General features: G+C 61.0%; 11 protein-coding genes and 2 CRISPR repeat arrays (1 of these 13 running past the window's edge). Of the genes, 9 read left to right on the forward strand and 2 right to left on the reverse strand.

Annotation, left to right across the window (positions count from 1 at the left end; translation table 11 throughout):
• A CRISPR array of direct repeats spans positions 1-2256; the repeat unit is 30 nt; unit sequence GTTTCAGACGAACCCTTGTGGGATTGAAGC (it extends 606 nt beyond the left edge of the window).
• Positions 2257-2412: 156 nt separating this feature from the next.
• From cas6 to cas2, 8 genes are read left to right on the forward strand one after another with little or no spacing between them, the layout of a single operon-like run.
• Entirely contained in the window at positions 2413-3219 is an 807-nt protein-coding gene (gene cas6, locus DEQ67_RS17420) for a CRISPR-associated endoribonuclease Cas6 (protein ID WP_115803831.1), read from the forward strand.
• Positions 3206-5368: a type I-B CRISPR-associated protein Cas8b/Csh1 gene (cas8b, locus tag DEQ67_RS17425; RefSeq protein WP_115862012.1), complete on the forward strand. Its 2163-nt coding sequence runs from the start codon at positions 3206-3208 to the stop codon at positions 5366-5368. Before cas6 ends, cas8b begins: the two co-directional genes overlap by 14 nt.
• Position 5369: 1 nt before the next feature.
• Positions 5370-6449, forward strand: a complete 1080-nt coding sequence (cas7b, locus tag DEQ67_RS17430; RefSeq protein WP_115891618.1) for a type I-B CRISPR-associated protein Cas7/Csh2 — start codon at positions 5370-5372, stop codon at positions 6447-6449.
• Between the two features lies 1 nt (position 6450).
• Positions 6451-7248 carry a type I-B CRISPR-associated protein Cas5b gene (gene cas5b / locus DEQ67_RS17435; RefSeq protein ID WP_115891617.1) on the forward strand — a complete coding sequence of 266 codons (798 nt, stop codon included), beginning with the start codon at positions 6451-6453 and terminating at the stop codon, positions 7246-7248.
• On the forward strand, positions 7248-9893 hold the full coding sequence (locus DEQ67_RS17440) for a CRISPR-associated endonuclease Cas3'' (protein ID WP_115891616.1): 2646 nt from the start codon (positions 7248-7250) through the stop codon (positions 9891-9893). Before cas5b ends, DEQ67_RS17440 begins: the two co-directional genes overlap by 1 nt.
• Positions 9890-10438, forward strand: coding sequence for a CRISPR-associated protein Cas4 (gene cas4, locus DEQ67_RS17445; protein WP_115803826.1), 549 nt, complete (start codon positions 9890-9892; stop codon positions 10436-10438). The genes DEQ67_RS17440 and cas4 overlap by 4 nt, the downstream gene beginning before the upstream one ends.
• A gap of 2 nt (positions 10439-10440) precedes the next feature.
• Positions 10441-11433, forward strand: a complete 993-nt coding sequence (gene cas1b, locus DEQ67_RS17450; protein WP_115891615.1) for a type I-B CRISPR-associated endonuclease Cas1b — start codon at positions 10441-10443, stop codon at positions 11431-11433.
• A 1-nt stretch (position 11434) separates the two neighbouring features.
• The gene (cas2, locus tag DEQ67_RS17455; RefSeq protein ID WP_115803825.1) at positions 11435-11695 is read left to right on the forward strand and encodes a CRISPR-associated endonuclease Cas2; all 261 of its coding nucleotides are present in this window, start codon (positions 11435-11437) and stop codon (positions 11693-11695) included.
• A gap of 101 nt (positions 11696-11796) precedes the next feature.
• Positions 11797-13938: direct repeats of the CRISPR family, unit length 30 nt; unit sequence GTTTCAGACGAACCCTTGTGGGGTTGAAGC.
• 300 nt (positions 13939-14238) lie between these two features.
• On the opposite strand, the gene DEQ67_RS17460 is transcribed toward cas2, so the two are convergent.
• The gene (locus DEQ67_RS17460; RefSeq protein ID WP_115803824.1) at positions 14239-15297 is read right to left on the reverse strand and encodes a glycosyltransferase family 4 protein; all 1059 of its coding nucleotides are present in this window, start codon (positions 15295-15297) and stop codon (positions 14239-14241) included.
• A 192-nt stretch (positions 15298-15489) separates the two neighbouring features.
• The gene (locus DEQ67_RS17465) at positions 15490-16569 is read right to left on the reverse strand and encodes a DUF354 domain-containing protein (RefSeq protein WP_115862018.1); all 1080 of its coding nucleotides are present in this window, start codon (positions 16567-16569) and stop codon (positions 15490-15492) included.
• A gap of 350 nt (positions 16570-16919) precedes the next feature.
• On the opposite strand from DEQ67_RS17465, the gene DEQ67_RS17470 reads away from it, so the two are divergent.
• On the forward strand, positions 16920-17507 hold the full coding sequence (locus tag DEQ67_RS17470; RefSeq protein ID WP_115803822.1) for a metal-dependent hydrolase: 588 nt from the start codon (positions 16920-16922) through the stop codon (positions 17505-17507).
• The last annotated feature ends 56 nt before the right edge of the window (positions 17508-17563 follow it).

Below are 17563 nucleotides of genomic sequence, written 5' to 3' on the forward strand. Positions count from 1 at the left end.
GGATTGAAGCACGGCACGCTGCCAGTTGGTCGCCATACCGGACTATCGTTTCAGACGAACCCTTGTGGGATTGAAGCGACAAGTGGGAAATCGACAGCGTGACGTTCAAGAACGGTTTCAGACGAACCCTTGTGGGATTGAAGCGTGCTCGGTCGTGAAATCAACCTCTGCGATTTCGTTGTTTCAGACGAACCCTTGTGGGATTGAAGCGAAACGCAGGGTTCGGACCAGAACATCAACGTGAGTCGTTTCAGACGAACCCTTGTGGGATTGAAGCCGTCGTCCTCGACGCTCTCAACGCCGTGATAGACGGCGTTTCAGACGAACCCTTGTGGGATTGAAGCTGCCGGGTTGAAGCGCGCGCCGTTGGGCCGGATGGGTTTCAGACGAACCCTTGTGGGATTGAAGCTTAGTCGTCGAACCTCCCCTAAGGGGTCTGAAGACGGTTTCAGACGAACCCTTGTGGGATTGAAGCGCTCACGCCGGACCCTCCTCGGCCGGGTCATGCATCGTTTCAGACGAACCCTTGTGGGATTGAAGCTTGCGCGAAGTCGTCGTTGACCCGGACCTTGAGGATGGTTTCAGACGAACCCTTGTGGGATTGAAGCAAGTGCCTACGGCGGGAGTGGTCTCGACGACAACGTGTTTCAGACGAACCCTTGTGGGATTGAAGCGAAGACCTGGACCTCACCGCCGAGGACGTCGAGGCGTTTCAGACGAACCCTTGTGGGATTGAAGCGTGCTGTTCGACGCGGACGGGTCGCCGGTCAACTAGTTTCAGACGAACCCTTGTGGGATTGAAGCGGTATAGCTATCGCCAGTCGCCGCCGTTACGTCGCCCGTTTCAGACGAACCCTTGTGGGATTGAAGCTACAACGCGTTCGCCTACGAGGGCGGCGGCGATGTCGGTTTCAGACGAACCCTTGTGGGATTGAAGCCGCGCCGCCAGTCTTGCGTACCTCAGGCATGATTGTTTCAGACGAACCCTTGTGGGATTGAAGCCCGTAGATGCCGTTCGAGACGAGGTCCATCCACTCGGGTTTCAGACGAACCCTTGTGGGATTGAAGCGCAGAACGACCAGACGCAGGCGTGGCCGACCGGGTCGTTTCAGACGAACCCTTGTGGGATTGAAGCTCCGTGAGCAGGGACGAGGGCCGGACGGCTACCGAGTTTCAGACGAACCCTTGTGGGATTGAAGCGACGAGGCGAGTTCGGAACTCACGGCTCAGAACGGTTTCAGACGAACCCTTGTGGGATTGAAGCCACTCACGCCTCCCGGAAGGCCCGGTCCCGGACGAACGTTTCAGACGAACCCTTGTGGGATTGAAGCCCGAGGATGCGCCCATCCCCGACGATATTGCCACGTGTTTCAGACGAACCCTTGTGGGATTGAAGCATCGTCTCCGAGGAGTTCACGAACGCGTCGACCGGCGTTTCAGACGAACCCTTGTGGGATTGAAGCCGCACCGGGCCGGTTGTGTGTGCCTGCTCGGCAAATGTTTCAGACGAACCCTTGTGGGATTGAAGCTCCTGTTGCCACTCGGGTACGTTATGCCCATAGCTGGGGTTTCAGACGAACCCTTGTGGGATTGAAGCTACTGCGAGCTTTGCGAGGCCAACGTCGACATGTCGGGGTTTCAGACGAACCCTTGTGGGATTGAAGCCGTCGACGAGTCGCGGACCTCAAAACGCGACTCGTCGTTTCAGACGAACCCTTGTGGGATTGAAGCCTCCCACGTCTCCGATGGCACGAATCGGTAGACGTAGTTTCAGACGAACCCTTGTGGGATTGAAGCCGCTGTTGCTGTAAAACAGCTTGCAGTGCGTGCAGCGTTTCAGACGAACCCTTGTGGGATTGAAGCCGCTGTTGCTGTAAAACAGCTTGCAGTGCGTGCAGCGTTTCAGACGAACCCTTGTGGGATTGAAGCGACGAAGAGACACCAAACGATGACGGTGGCCTCGAGTTTCAGACGAACCCTTGTGGGATTGAAGCCCGAAGCGCAGGCGGTCGCCGGCGCTGACGAGATGGTTTCAGACGAACCCTTGTGGGATTGAAGCGATGACTTCGAGTCCGAACCCCGGCATTACATCGGTTTCAGACGAACCCTTGTGGGATTGAAGCGCAGCCTCGTCGGCGGCGATGGTCCGGATGGCGCGTGTTTCAGACGAACCCTTGTGGGATTGAAGCTGGGTCGAACTCGCAAATGACGGCTCCACGTTCACGCGTTTCAGACGAACCCCTGAGCGATTGAAGCAGAGAAACCACCCAACGAAAACAATCACCCGAACAGTCAATCCTGGTTTCAATTATTGCTGACCCGTCAAACTACGGGCATAATTTTATGTCGGGGAGCAAACAATCACAGGTACAACAATGAGTAGAGAAGGAGGTATCGGATAACGTGCGAATCATGGCACACTTATCAGCGCGTTCCGATGCTGCGTATCAGAACGATTACCATCACAAGATTCGCGGGCGAATCTGGAACGCGCTCGATGGGACGGCCTACGGAGAACGACACGATTCCGGCGAGCCGCCGGGGTTCGCTTACTCGAATCCGTTTCCGCCTCGAGATATGCGGGAAGGTGACGACCGGAAGTTACTGGTCGCGTCGCCCGACGAGGAACTACTCGCAAACGTGGCGGCGAATCTGCTCGACGACCGAGAGTTCAACGTCGGTGAGATGCCGTTTCACGTCGACGAGGTAACATCCCTCGAACCCGACGTGGGCGAGCCAGGGACCAGGGGGACGCTCGAAACCGGGACCGGACTCCTCGTTCGAATCCCGCCGTGGCGGTGCGACGAGTACGGAATCGACCATCCCGGTGGCGATACTGCGACGTTCTGGCGGCCGGAACACACCACGGCCCCGCTTCGAGAGCAGTTGGAGGCGAACCTCGACCAGAAACACGACCGGTTCGTTCACGACCATCTCCCCGGGCCGAGCGAGGTCTCGGGCGAGTTGTTCGACGGCTACGAGCTATTGAAGACCTTCGCGCTTCCATTGACCGTGACCGAGGGACAAGAGATGACCTACGTCCTGAGCAAGTGGAAGTTCGAGTACACCGTTCGAGACGACGACCACCGAAGACATCTGAACCTCGCGCTCGACTGCGGACTGGGAGAGCGGAACTCGCTCGGACTCGGATTCATGAACGTTGCAGAGCGAACTCGTCCGGGTGAGACGATGGGAGAGGAGCGCGATGCTTTCGCCTAGCGAGTTTCGCGACCGATATCCAGAAGACGAGTTGGTCGACGACCTCCCGGATTCACCGGTCGGCTCGCTCCGCGATTTGCAGTACCTCTACGGGAAACTCTACACGCTCGCCACGACGGGTGGCGGAGAGTACGCCCCGTATCTCACACCGGATGCGGCACGGGACCTCGTAGACACGGACGACAGTCTCATCGTCGTTCGCGTCGATATCTCGGGAGACGAACCACAGCTAGCCGACGATGCCCGTGGGCCAGTACTGGTGACGCGGTACACGGAAGACCTGATTCAACAGGTAGGACACTCAAAATACCCGGCTGCGCGCGGAATCGACCACAGTATCACCCACCAAGCCGGGCGAAACAGCGACCCCGAAAAGCTCGCGCGATACGCCAAAGAACGGCTCACGAAATGGGCGACCGACGACGTCGTCGCGACTGCTGCCAGTGAACACCCGGACGGCTGGGTTATCGACCGTCTCGCTGAGCTTGGAACACGGGACGCTGCGCTCGAAGCCATCGAAGAAGCGGTCGTTCGGGCGTTAGGCGGCGAATCTGCAACCGCGCTGTTGACGGTCCAAGTAAAGACCGAACGAGATGGCGACTATCGATGGCCCGGCGACATCGCCGCGTTCAACGAGGCGATGCGCCAACGCAAACTATCGAAACTCGTCACGAAGAACAAGGCCGACGACTCGTCGGGAGACGCGACCGATATCGTAACCGGGCGACCCTCCCGAACGGTTGGAACCGCAGAAGATCCACAGAACTACTTCCTTGGCAAGCAACTCGAAAAGTTCCCGGGGCTGGATATCGAAAACGCGTGGCGTGCCCACCCAATCTCGGAGGACGCCGCAGTGACGGTGATGAACGCCGAGGCGTTCGTCGAGGCGTGTACGTATCGGACGTTCGGTGCGAAAGTGTACTATCTGCCGTATTTCTTCGGACGGCTGACGCCAGAGCGAGTGTATCGCCTCTACGAGATGCTGTGTAGTGCAGTCGAAGACGGCGGTGACGTGACACCAATCGAGCAGGCGTACATGAAGGAACGAGAACTCGACGACGCCGATACGAGGCTCCGGTTCTACGTCTCGGCGGTCATGCCACACCAGATGTCCAGGTACGACGTCTTCGGCGAAACGCTAAACGGCCGCTTACACTATCCGAAAGAACTCGCGTTCACCCACAATCGATTCGTCCGAGACGCGTCCGCGTTCAACTCGGACACCGACTGGACGGCACCACTCCCGAAAAACGACAAGTGGGGGCTGCTGTCGGTGAACGACGAGCAACTCCACGCGGTTTCGACGGGGTGGTACTTCTATCAGACGTTCGCAGAGCGGGACGACGCCGAAGCGGACGCGGACGACCCGCGAATCGAAGCGCTCGTGAGCGTACTGAGCGGGGACGCGATAGCCGTCGAAGTGCTGCTCGAAGAGTACGTCGCCCGAATCATCGACGGGGAGTCAGACGACGACTTCGAGGGGTTTCCGTCGTTTCTGGTCGCCAGCCAGTTTGCACAGCTCTGTGCGCTCGCCGATGGCGAACTCGAGCTGTTGAAGACGAACGACCCCGCGAAAAGCCAGATTACCCGCGAACCGACCTACGGGAGATTGACGATGCCAACACTAGACGAAATCCTTATCGCCGACGGGGGTCACCCCGCCGAACAGAAACTCGAATCGTTCATCACCGACACGCCCGCGCTCTCGCCGGCGCACGACGACGACGAAGACTCCGTGACCAGCGAGCGCCGGGGGGCGTTCCTTCTCGGTGCGCTCGTCGGAGACATCGGAAGTTACCAGGAGTACTCCGAGGACCGGTCCACGACGCTCGTCGACCAGTACCCGGTCAAGTCAATCACGCGAGCGCGAATCAAGAAAGTCACGCAGGAGACCGTCGCCAAGACCCTGACCTACACGCGCCAAGAAAAGAAGAAAGGAAAGAGCTACCCGGGGACGAAAGCCGAACACATCGTCGAACGACTCCGAGAGACGGTTCTCGACCCCGACCCCGACGACTGGGAGATCGACACCGACGATCTCCGCTTCTACTACGCCCTCGGCGTGACCTACGGCATGAACGACCATCCGGACTGGAACCAACAGAACAGCGACGCGAGCGACAAACGAACCACCGACGAGGAACACTAAGATGTCAGACACGAACGACGCCGTCACGAATCGCTCGGAAATCGTATTCCTGTACGACGCGGTCGACGCGAATCCGAACGGGAATCCCCTCAGCGGTTCTAATCGACCTCGAATCGACCCGCAGACTCAGCAGGCCATCGTCACCGACGTTCGGCTGAAGCGCTACCTCCGCGACCAGTTGGACGACGACGGCCACGGCGTCTACATCAGGAACGTCCAGCGCGAGGGGAACCAGTACACGCGGGGCGAACTCCTCGAAGACCGCCTCAAAGAAGTCGAACCGGACGAATACGACCTCGACGATAGCGACGAGGCAGAGCGGTTCCGAAACGACGTGTTCGGCGAGTTCCTCGACAACAGCGTCGACGTTCGATACTTCGGCGCGACGATGTCTGTCGATACCGACGACGTGTACGCAAAGCACCTCCCCGACCACTTCACCGGCCCCGTCCAGTTCTCGCCGGGGAAATCAGTACACGCTGTCAGCGAAAACGAGGAGTACGACAGCCTCACGAGCGTTATCGCCACGCAGGACAACAAACAGCAAGGAGGGTTCGACCTCGACGACCACCGAATACAGTACGGACTCATCCGGTTCCACGGACTCGTCGACGAACACGGTGCCGCCGACACGAACCTCACCGTCGGCGACGTCGAGCGACTCGACACGCTCTGTTGGCGGGCCATCAAGAATCAGACCATAAGCCGAAGTAAAGTCGGTCAGGAACCGCGGCTCTACTGCCGCGTCGAGTACGCCGACGAGAGTTTCCACCTCGGCGGTCTCGACAGGGACCTCGTTCTCGACGACGACCGTTCAAAGCCGGACGAAGAACTCCGGACGGTTCGGGACCTCACCCTCGAAATCGACGGGTTCGTCGACCGACTTGCGGACGCGAGCGCCCGGATTAACCGGATTCGAATCGTCGCGAGCGACGTCCTCGACGTCTCGTACGACGGAGACGTGGGCAGTGCCGAACTCCTGTACGATGCGCTTCGGGAGGTCGTGGGGGACGACGCCGTCGAGATCGTCGATGTCTACGAGGAACACACCGAGACGCTTCCGGCCGGCGACGCCGCATAAGATGGAACAGGAATCGTTGGACGAGTGGGCCGATGACGGCGGTGACGGCCGCCTGGATCGCTGTCTGTCGTTCACCGTCAGCGGGCCGTGGGGACACTTTCGGCGGGTCGAGGGGAACGTCGTCAAGCAGACGTACCGAATCATCCCGCGGACGACGGTGGCCGGACTGCTCGCAGCCGTACTCGGAATCGAGCGCGACGGCTACTACGACCTGTTCGCGCCCGGTTCGTCGGGGATTGCAATCGAACCGGTTCGGGCGGTTCGAACGCTCAATATGCCGATGAACACGTTGTCGACCGCGAGCGGGAACTTACAGTCGCTCAACGGTCACGGGAAGATCAGCGTGAAGCTACCGAATCCGACGGCGCTCCGCCAACAACACAACTACGAGGTGCTCGTCGAACCCGCTTACCGGGTCGACGTGTGGCTCGCAGAAACCGCTCGGTACAGGGAGCTTCGAGAGCTACTGGAAGCCGGGAAGTCACACTACGTTCCGAGCCTCGGTCTGTCGGAACACCTCGCAGAAATCGACTATCACGGCGAGTTCGATATCGAGTCAGGCTCCGAAGCCGGCCGAGTCGAAGTAGACTCCGCCGTTCCGAACGCGGTGGACGACATCGTGCTGCGAGAAGGGATGCGGTGTCAGGTGGAAGAATCACCCGCGTTTATGCGAGCGGACTCCGGTGGCCGAACGACGACGGAGTTCACGACGTACGCGTACAACCCTGACGCGGAACCGCTGGTCGTCGACGGTGTCGACAGCGTCGAGGTCGACGGCCGGAACGTGGTGTTCGTCTGATGCCGGAGCGGTACTCTCACCCGCCGAACGACGTTCACGACGGCGTTCCGCTGGTCGGCCATCTCGGAGACGTCGCCGAGCGTGTCAGATACGTCATTCCGGCCGACGCGAAGACGCCGGCCGGAGAACCGCTCCGGGCGGTCGTCGAAACGCTCGCATACGTGCACGACTTCGGAAAGGCGACGACGTACTTTCAGGACTACCTGTTGCGGTCGAAAGAACCGAGATACGAGCAGTATCGCTACCACGCGCCGCTCGGCTCGTTCGCCGCGTACTACGCGCTCAGCACCCAGAACTTCGACTCGGAGACCTGTCTCGCCGGCTTCGTCGCGGTCGCAAAACATCACGGTCGACTCCCCGACGTTGCGGCGTACGTCTTCAGCCGATCGAACCGCCGCGAGAACGTTTCGCGGGGGAGCCAAAACAGTGCCGAGCTGCAGCAGGCGGCGATTGCGAAGCAGCTCAAAGACATCGACGAGCACGCGCCGGAACTCGCCCGAGAGGTGTTTCAGAGCGCGACCGACGGGGAGGGGTCGTGGTCGTCGTTCCGAGGGTCGTTCAGGGAACTCCTGACGGAAGTCAAAAGATCGACGGGGTCGAGCGCAACGACGATTAACCGTGAAACGCTCTCAGAGCGCTGTTACGGGCTTGTGTTGGAGTGTTGGGGGTCGCTGGTCCTCGCAGATAAGACGAGCGCCGCGGCGGCCGCGAGCGGTTCCGACGCGTCCGCGGGAACCTACGACGCAGAGAAGCCAACGTTCGAACGGCTCGACGAGTACATCGAGTCGATAGAGCGAACCGCCGACGCCGACCGAGACGGAAACCGGAGCGAGCGATTGAATTTCCTCCGAGCGAAAGCGAGGACGTCGGTCCTGTCGAATGTCGAATCGTTCGCCGACACCGACGGTGGGGTCGCGACGGTCACGCTTCCGACCGGGATGGGAAAGACGCTCACCGGCCTGTCAGCGGCTCTCAGCGTTCGCGACCGAGTCGGTGGGAGGCGCGTGGTTTACGCGCTCCCGTTTACGAGCATCATCGACCAAGTCGTCGCCGAAGTCGAAGGGATATATCAAGTCGATACGACCGGGCGGTTGCTGACCGCGCATCATCATCTCTCGGAGGCGACAATCGTCGATGAAAGCGACGAGAGCGCCGACGAAGCGGACGCGAACGACGATGTCGCCGGGATGCTGGCCGAAAGTTGGCGCGCCGGAATGACGGTGACGACGTTCGTCCAACTGCTCGAAAGCCTCGCCGGACCGGCCAACAGGCAGTCGATGAAGCTCCCGGCACTCCGGGACAGCGTCGTCGTGTTGGACGAACCGCAGAGCCTCCCGTTGGACTGGTGGAAGTTGGTTCCGCGGCTCGTGAGAATGCTCACTGAGCAGTACAATGCAACGGTTATCGCCATGACCGCCACGCAACCGCAGTTGTTCGACGACGCGACTGAACTGGTCTCCGAACCCGAGACGTACTTCGAGGCGACGGAACGCGTCCAATACGAGCTTGACGACTCAACGACTCGGTATATCGAATCACGGGAAGAACCGAAATCGTATACCGAGGCGGCAAGTGCGATAGTCGACGAGACTGCCGAAGCCAATGGAACCAACAGCGACGAGGCTGGTGAAACAGAGTCGGTGCTCGCGATTTGCAACACTATCGACAGTGCACAAGCGCTGACGGCGCACGTCACCGAGAGCCTCTCAGACGCGATATCAGTCGGGTCGGTCTACGCCGACGTGCTCGAAAGCACCGACCGAGATAGTACGGACACAGAGGTGACGACAGTCGCAGAGCGAGTCGCCGACGCCGGAGGGCAGCCAGTCCTCCACCTCTCCACTCGATTACGTCCGGTCGACCGGCTTCGGCTCATCGAGACCGCGAAACTGCTCACCGAACGAAGTTGCTCGCTCGTCGTGGTTTCGACCCAGCTCGTCGAAGCCGGCGTCGACATCAGTTTCGACCGCGTCTACCGAGACCTCGCACCGATAGATAGCATCGTCCAGGCCGCCGGACGTTGCAACCGTTCGTTCGAGAGGGACCGCGGTCGCGTCGTCGTCTGGTGGCTCGAAGCGCCCGACGAACAGACGAAGACGCCGTCGGAAGCGGTGTACAACCGAGGAACGGCGCTACTCCCCGTTGCGACCGAGACGCTCGACGATATCGGTGGGGGCGAAGGCACGATTCCGGAAGCGGCGGTTTCGAAAACGGCCGTCGAAGAGTACTACCGTCGACTCCACGACGAGAAGAACGTCGGCAAAGACGCGTACGTCGAGTACGTGAACGAGGCGAGAGCGGACGAACTCGGGGAGTTGTCGCTGATCGAACAACGGCGGAGCGTGGAGGTCGTCGTCTGTCGGACCGCCACTGAACGAAAACGAGTCGAAGCCGCCAGAGTCGCGTGGCGGGACTACGAGTTCGAGCGGGGACGCCAACTTATGGATAGTCTAAAGGAAGCGACCGTGTCGATTCCGATATATCGGAGCGATTCGGAAGAGGCACAGGCACTCAGCGGCTTAGCGCGTATTCACGAAGACACTGAAACGCGGTGGATCGACACGAGAGACGTCCGGCACGACAGTTACTTCGATTCGACGACCGGACTGGTTGCAGAGAGTAGCGTCGACAACCGGATATTATGACGACGAGCGATCCGGTCGACCGGCTACTCGCGACCGCACGGGGGGCGCCCGTCGACGAGCCGTTTCGCGTCACCGGAGTGATGATGCAGTACTACTACGTCTGCGAGCGGGAGCTCTGGTTCGAAAGCCGGAGTCTCGAAATCGACCGCGAGAACGCGACCGTCGTGAGAGGAACTCGGGTCGACGAGACCGCGTACGACGAAAAACGGGAGAGCCTCCGCCTCGGAATGATCTCACTGGACTTGCTCGACGACGGCCGAGTCGTCGAAGTCAAACCCTCGTCGGCGCTCACCGAGCCCGCCGAAATGCAACTGTCGTACTACCTGTGGTATCTCGACAGAGTCGCCGGCGTTCGTCGTGATGGCGTCCTCGCCCACCCGCGAGAGCGCCGCCGGCAGTCGGTTGAGCTCACGGAAGAACGAGCGAAAAAAGTCGAGTCGTCGATTCGTGCGATTCACGAACTCGTACGCCGACCTTCGCCGCCGCCCGCCGAGCGAAAGCCCTTCTGCGAGTCGTGTGCGTACCACGACTTCTGCTGGTGTTGACAATGGACAGTAACTATCACGTATTCTCCGACGGTCGACTCGAACGAAGCGACGACACGCTCAGGCTCGTCACCGAAACCGGCGACAAGAAGTACGTCCCGATAGAGAACGCGGAGGCGTTCTTCTTGCACGGACAAATCGACTTCAACACCCGACTGATGTCGTTTCTCAATCAGCGCACGGTCGCACTCCACGTCTTCGGCTGGGAGGATTACTACGCGGGCTCGGTGATGCCGAAGCGCGGGCAAACCTCCGGTCGAACGGTCGTCGAGCAGGTCCGTGCGTACGAGGATACCGACCACAGGCGGCGGCTCGCGGCGGCAATGGTCTCGGCAAGCATCCACAATATGCGGACGAACGTCGTCTACTACAACAACCGGAATCGAGGGTTAGAGACTGAGATTGACGATTTGGACGCCGCGTCGGCGCGCGTCGACCAGACGCGTCCGATTGACGAACTCATGGGCGTGGAAGCGACTGCCAGAAAGGCGTACTACCGGAGTTTCAATCAGATTCTCCCCGAAGAGTTCCGATTGGAACGCCGCGAATACAACCCGCCGCCGAACGAAGTCAACAGCCTGATTTCGTTCGGCAATGCGCTCGTCTACGCCAACTGCGTCTCGGCGATTCGCGCGACCGCGCTCGACCCATCGATTAGCTATCTCCACGAACCCGGCGAGCGTCGCTACTCGCTCTCGCTTGATCTCGCCGACCTGTTCAAACCCGTCCTCGCTGATCGCGTGCTGTTTCGACTCATCAACAGAAATCAGATTACTGCGAGCGATTTCGAGTCCGAACTCGGGTCCTGTCTCCTCAACGAAGGCGGTCGAAAGACGTACACGAAAGCGTTCGAGGAGACGCTCGAACGAACCGTCGAGCATCCGAAGCTCAACCGCAAAGTGAGCTATCAGTACCTGATGCGGCTCGAAGCGTACAAACTCAAAAAGCATCTGCTGACCGGAGAGGAGTACGAGCCCTTCGAACGGTGGTGGTGAAATGTACGTCGTGATGGTGTACGACCTCGAAGCCGAACGGACGCACAAAGCGCTCAAGCTTGGGCGACGCTATCTGACGCACGTTCAGAACTCCGTCCTCGAAGGCGAAATTTCAGAGGGTGATTTAGCGACGCTTCGAAACGAGGTCGAAGACCTGTTGAAGCCGGGTGAGTCAACGATTATCTACGAACTGTCTTCTGACACACTTCTCAACCGCTCGGTCTACGGCGACGACCCGACCGACGAGAAACGCTTCCTCTGAGTTTCCGTCGACCCCCCGGTCGGCTCGGGTTACTGACGGTCGACGGAACTTCTTTATCGTAGTCACCCCTCAGAGAGTCTGTGTCCTCGATATCGGACATGGTTTCAGACGAACCCTTGTGGGGTTGAAGCGGGTGTGAGGGTCCCGGTGAGAAGATCAATCTTGAAGACGTGTTTCAGACGAACCCTTGTGGGGTTGAAGCGTGTGAATCAGTAGTACGTCGCCGACCGGAGACGCGTTTCAGACGAACCCTTGTGGGGTTGAAGCGACCGAGAGACGGCTCGGCTGTCGTGGTCTGAGTACGGTTTCAGACGAACCCTTGTGGGGTTGAAGCAGCCCCAGAAGGGCGAGCCACGCCACAACGAGGAGCAGTTTCAGACGAACCCTTGTGGGGTTGAAGCGCTTGCAGAGTGATTGGAGACGGTATAGACTAACTCGTTTCAGACGAACCCTTGTGGGGTTGAAGCTTGTACATCAGCTCGTAGACCTCGTTATACGGGAGGTTTCAGACGAACCCTTGTGGGGTTGAAGCCGCTCGCTCACGAGTGACACGAAGAGCCGGTACGACGGTTTCAGACGAACCCTTGTGGGGTTGAAGCGGTGTCGGCGGCGGTGAGAACGAGGCGCTCCGGCGGAGTTTCAGACGAACCCTTGTGGGGTTGAAGCGACCATCGTGAACATGTCGGCGAGCATCATCCCCAGTTTCAGACGAACCCTTGTGGGGTTGAAGCTCTTGCAACGCCGACCAATGTCCGCAAGAAGTCCGGTTTCAGACGAACCCTTGTGGGGTTGAAGCACTGACTGGGTCGGCGTCGAGGTCGTCGACGCTCATGCGTTTCAGACGAACCCTTGTGGGGTTGAAGCCGACGACTCTCGCCAAACGTCGAGCACTCGCGGCGCTGTTTCAGACGAACCCTTGTGGGGTTGAAGCTTGTGGAAGACTGTCCACATCCCGGTCTGTGCCGAGGGTTTCAGACGAACCCTTGTGGGGTTGAAGCTTCTCGTGTGTCGAACCCGTCGACGAACGACGCCAGTTTCAGACGAACCCTTGTGGGGTTGAAGCGCATACGGTCGACCCGCACCTCAGCAACGGCTTGTTTGTTTCAGACGAACCCTTGTGGGGTTGAAGCCCACAGACGCCGCTGGCGGGCGGTGCTGGCGGGGAGTTTCAGACGAACCCTTGTGGGGTTGAAGCGGTCGCGCTCGTAGCAAGAGTCACCCGCATAGGGGGTTTCAGACGAACCCTTGTGGGGTTGAAGCTCCATTCGATATTTCAAATCCGTCCCCTCCCCCTGTTTCAGACGAACCCTTGTGGGGTTGAAGCCGCCAAATCACATCCGCTCGTCTCTCCATCACGTGTTTCAGACGAACCCTTGTGGGGTTGAAGCGCATCCGAGAGACGATTGCGTCATTTAATATCAACGGTTTCAGACGAACCCTTGTGGGGTTGAAGCGACCGGCGCGTCGCAGGTCGGACACGAGACGGAGCCGGGTTTCAGACGAACCCTTGTGGGGTTGAAGCGTGTACGCGGGAGCTCTCGAGCGCGTCGTAAGCGTGTTTCAGACGAACCCTTGTGGGGTTGAAGCATCGACGAACACCCCCGTCTGCCGCGACGACCTCGTTTCAGACGAACCCTTGTGGGGTTGAAGCGACCTGTTCGGTGACGACCGCGACGTCGTCGACGTCGTTTCAGACGAACCCTTGTGGGGTTGAAGCGTCGGGTCAAGGTCCCCAGCCGAATACGACGCATGTTTCAGACGAACCCTTGTGGGGTTGAAGCGCCGGGGTCAGAACCCAGTACGAACTCACCGGCGTGTTTCAGACGAACCCTTGTGGGGTTGAAGCGTCGAACCAGTAGGCCGTGTTGTCGACGAGTTCGTGAGTTTCAGACGAACCCTTGTGGGGTTGAAGCGGGAGTTTCGGGAGTCCTACCTCGAAATTCCACGCGTTTCAGACGAACCCTTGTGGGGTTGAAGCGGGGTCGGCCTCACGCCGGAGGGCGGCACGGACTTGTTTCAGACGAACCCTTGTGGGGTTGAAGCTGTTAAGATTGAGGACGGGTGGTACCTGAGATGTAGTTTCAGACGAACCCTTGTGGGGTTGAAGCCTATCGTCGAGGTCGGTTACGTCTGCCGAGTTTGCACGTTTCAGACGAACCCTTGTGGGGTTGAAGCACGACTGTTTCCTGTGCGCCGAATGCCGGTTTCAGGGGTTTCAGACGAACCCTTGTGGGGTTGAAGCGCGTGTGTAAGCACCCAAATCCAGACGCGGCGCGGGTTTCAGACGAACCCGGGGTTGAAGCGCTCACCTCGGCTCTGCCGTCGACGAGGACGACGAGTTTCAGACGAACCCTTGTGGGGTTGAAGCTGCATCACCGCGACGTCGCCGCCGCCCTCGTAGGCGTTTCAGACGAACCCTTGTGGGGTTGAAGCGGCACCTACGACCGCCGCTACAACGACGACCCGCGTTTCAGGCGAACCCGTGTGGGATTAAATCGAAAACTCGTCGGGACGAAACCACGCGAAAGAAACAGAACCCGGCGCTACGCCGCCTCGGCGTACATCGCCACCAGCTCGTCCGCGTTCGACTGCCACGAGTAGCGCTCTTCGATGGCCGAGCGGTTCGTCCGACCCATGCGGACGGCTTCCGCGGGGTCGGAGACGAGTCGGGCGAGCGCCCGCGCCAGTTCCTCGGCGTCGCCGGGTGCGACGAGAATCCCGCGGTCGTCGGTGATGACCTCGGGGATGCTGCCGACGGGCGTGGTCACGATGGCGTTGCCGCCGGCCATGCCTTCGAGCATGGCGATTGGAAGCCCCTCGGCGTAAGTCGGGAGGACGAACACGGTTCCGCGGCTGATGAGGTCGCGTTTGTCTTCCTCGGAGAGGAAGCCGAGGTACGAGACGTTGTCGTGGGCGGCGGCGACCGCCTCGGCGCGGTCGGCGTGGGGGCCGCGGCCGCCGATGCTCACCACGAAGTCGAGGCCGGGCGTGGATTCGAGTATCTCGACGGCGTCGAGGAACTCGCGGATGCCCTTGCGGTCGATGAGGTTCGAGACGAAGACGAGGTGGACGGGGTCGGTCGGGTACGTCGGGTCGTACTCCGCGGGTTCGACGGCGTTGGCCATGACGTGGACTTTCTCCTCGCCGGCGAGTCGGGAGACGAGGCCGCGCCAGTACTCCGAGAGGACGACCACGTCGTCGACGGCGTCGAAGACGAGCGACTGGAGTCGGCGGACGACCCGCGAGTCGGTGGCGAGGAAGTCGTCGAACGACGAGCCGTGGATGTGAAAGACGACGGGGACGCCCCAGACGTACTTCGAAAACAGGGCGAAGAACGCCGCGCGGTAGAACGAGTAGGTGTGCGACGAGTGGACGTGGACGATGTCCGGGCGTCGCTGGAAGGGAAACAGAGCGACCGCAATGAGCGACGAGAGGAGCATCCGCGCGGCGAGTTCGAGCCCCTCGCCCTTCGGCGCGGTGTAGCGGGTGTAGACGCGCACGTCCATGCGGTCTTCGAGGTAGCGACGCTGTTCGGTGATGTAGCGGTCGATGCCGCCGGTGCCTTTCGGGCCGACGATGAGGAGTGTTTGCTTGGGTGTCATGGGTTGAGTTTGGGGTCGCGGTCGAGGAGTCGCGGACCGAGTCACGGGACGCGACGCGGACGCGAGGTGAGGTGAGACGCGTCGAGACGGGCGCGAGCGCGCCGGTCACTGCGGGAAAATTCGGTGGTTCGGCGGTTAGTTATGGGTCGATTGAACGACCGTGGAGAGGCGAGGAACGCGCGGAGGGAGCCGCTACGCCGGGACACTGTGTCGCGTCAGCGACTCGACCGTCTCGACGGAGCCGTAGTTCAGCGCCACCTGGACGATGACCTCGGTGAGGTTGACTTTGTCCGCGAGGAACGCGTCGCGCTTGTCGGCCCAGCGGGCCTTCGCGCCGTCGTCGTCGAGGAGTTCCTCGGCGCGGGCCAGCACGTCGTCGAACGATTTGAGGTTGGAGATGAGCCCCCGCCGTTCGAGTTCGACGAAGTTGCCCATGTCGTCGTCGCCGACGAAGGAGTTCGACCGGATGGCGGGCGTCCCGAGGAGCGCCGCCTCGGTGACCATGGTCTGGGTGTCGGCGACGAGTAGGCTCGCCTCCGCGAGCACGTCGTGGACGAGCGCGGGGTGGAAGTCGAACGGGCGGGCGTCGAGGTCGCCGTCGCGGCGCTCCTCGCTCTCGTCGAGGACGAAGACGGTCGCGCGCTCGCCCAGCAGCTCGATGAGTTCGCGGCGGCGCTCGGGCGTGAAGCCGCCGTGGCCAACGTCGTGGTGCGAGCCGAACGCGTTGAACCGGACGACGACGAACGTCTCGTCGGGGTCGAGGCCGAGTTCGGCCCGGATATCGACCGAGGGCTCGTACACGTCGGGGTGGAGGTACGCCGTCTCTTTGAACCCGCGGAACTGGTAGTGGTTGTCCGCGAGGTCCTTCCCGAAAGTGTGCGGCGTCAGAATCGCCTTGGCGAACGGCCGGGAGACGACGTGGTCCAGCGAGGTCGGCTCGGAGTCGAGGAGGAGAATCACGGGCGTCCGCGAGACGGCCCCGGCGTGGGCCGCGTAGCCGCCCATTCCGAAGATGAGGTCGGGCTTGAACCGCCGCACGGCGCGGAAGATATTGACGTAGTGGAACGGGAGCGACTTGAAAAGCGAGTACTTCGTCGTCCCGCAGGAGCCGTAAATCTCGTGCGGGAGGTCGTAGTATTCGAGGAGGTCCTTGGTACAGCCGTAGTCGCGGCCGAGGACGAGCACGTCGTGACCCATCGCCTGAAGCTCTCTGACGGCGTACTTGTAGAGGTGAACGTGCGCGGGCGTGTTGGTGAAGAACAGGTATCGCATACTCTCTGGCAGTTCCACGCGCCCCGCGAGAGTAGTTATACGGCGTCTACCCGCCGCGGGCGGTCGGAGAGACGCCGGGTCGCCGCCGCGACGACCGACCCGGGGCCGTTACGGTCGCCATAACAAAATCCGGACGAGCACTCGGGTTCCCTGACCGGGCGCTCGCGCGCCGTTTCGCCCGTTCGCGTCGACGCAGACAGGCAGTCCGCACCCCCGACGCGGACGGCATCCCCGCCCTCCAAACCGACCGCGACGCGCCCCACAAGCCAAATGTTTCAGACGCCTATTCCGACGCTCACTCCGCGACGACGAACCGCCGACGCCAACGCGACGACCCGGAGCGACCGCTGATGTTTCCGTGGGAACACGCCGCCGTCGGCTACATCCTCGTCTCGCTGTGGGCGCGAGTGACCGGCCGGCGACTCGACGGCTGGGCCGCGCTGGCGGTGCTCGTCGGAACGCAGTTCCCCGACCTCGTCGACAAGCCGCTGGCGTGGTCGTTCGGCGTCCTCCCGAGCGGTATCTCGATGGCGCACTCGATTCTCGTCTCGGTTCCGTTCTCGATAGTCGTCGTGGCCGTCGCGCGGCGCTACGGGGCGGCGACGGTCGGCGTCGCGTTCGCACTCGGCTACCTCTCGCACATCCCCGCGGACCTGCTGTTCAACGGCTTTTTCTTCGGGAACTACGACGTGATTCGGGCGTTCCTCTGGCCGCTGTCCCACGGGAGCGAGTCGTCGATGGGCGGCTTCTTCGCCCAGACGTGGTTCTACCTGCGCCGCTTCGTCGTGTTCCTCCGCCGGCCCGAGGCGTGGGTGCTGGTCGCGTTCGAACTCGCGTTGCTCGGGAGCGCCGTCTGGCTCTGGCTCGGCGACGGCGCGCCCGGCGTGGCGCTTCTCAAGCGCTCCGTGACCGGAATCCGCCGCGGCGTTACGAAGTGACTGCGACCGGAATCCGGGCGGCAATCACTCCATAACAAAGCCCTCACCGAGACTGA

It is taken from the genome of Haloferax sp. Atlit-48N (assembly GCF_003383015.2).
Classification (GTDB): domain Archaea; phylum Halobacteriota; class Halobacteria; order Halobacteriales; family Haloferacaceae; genus Haloferax; species Haloferax volcanii.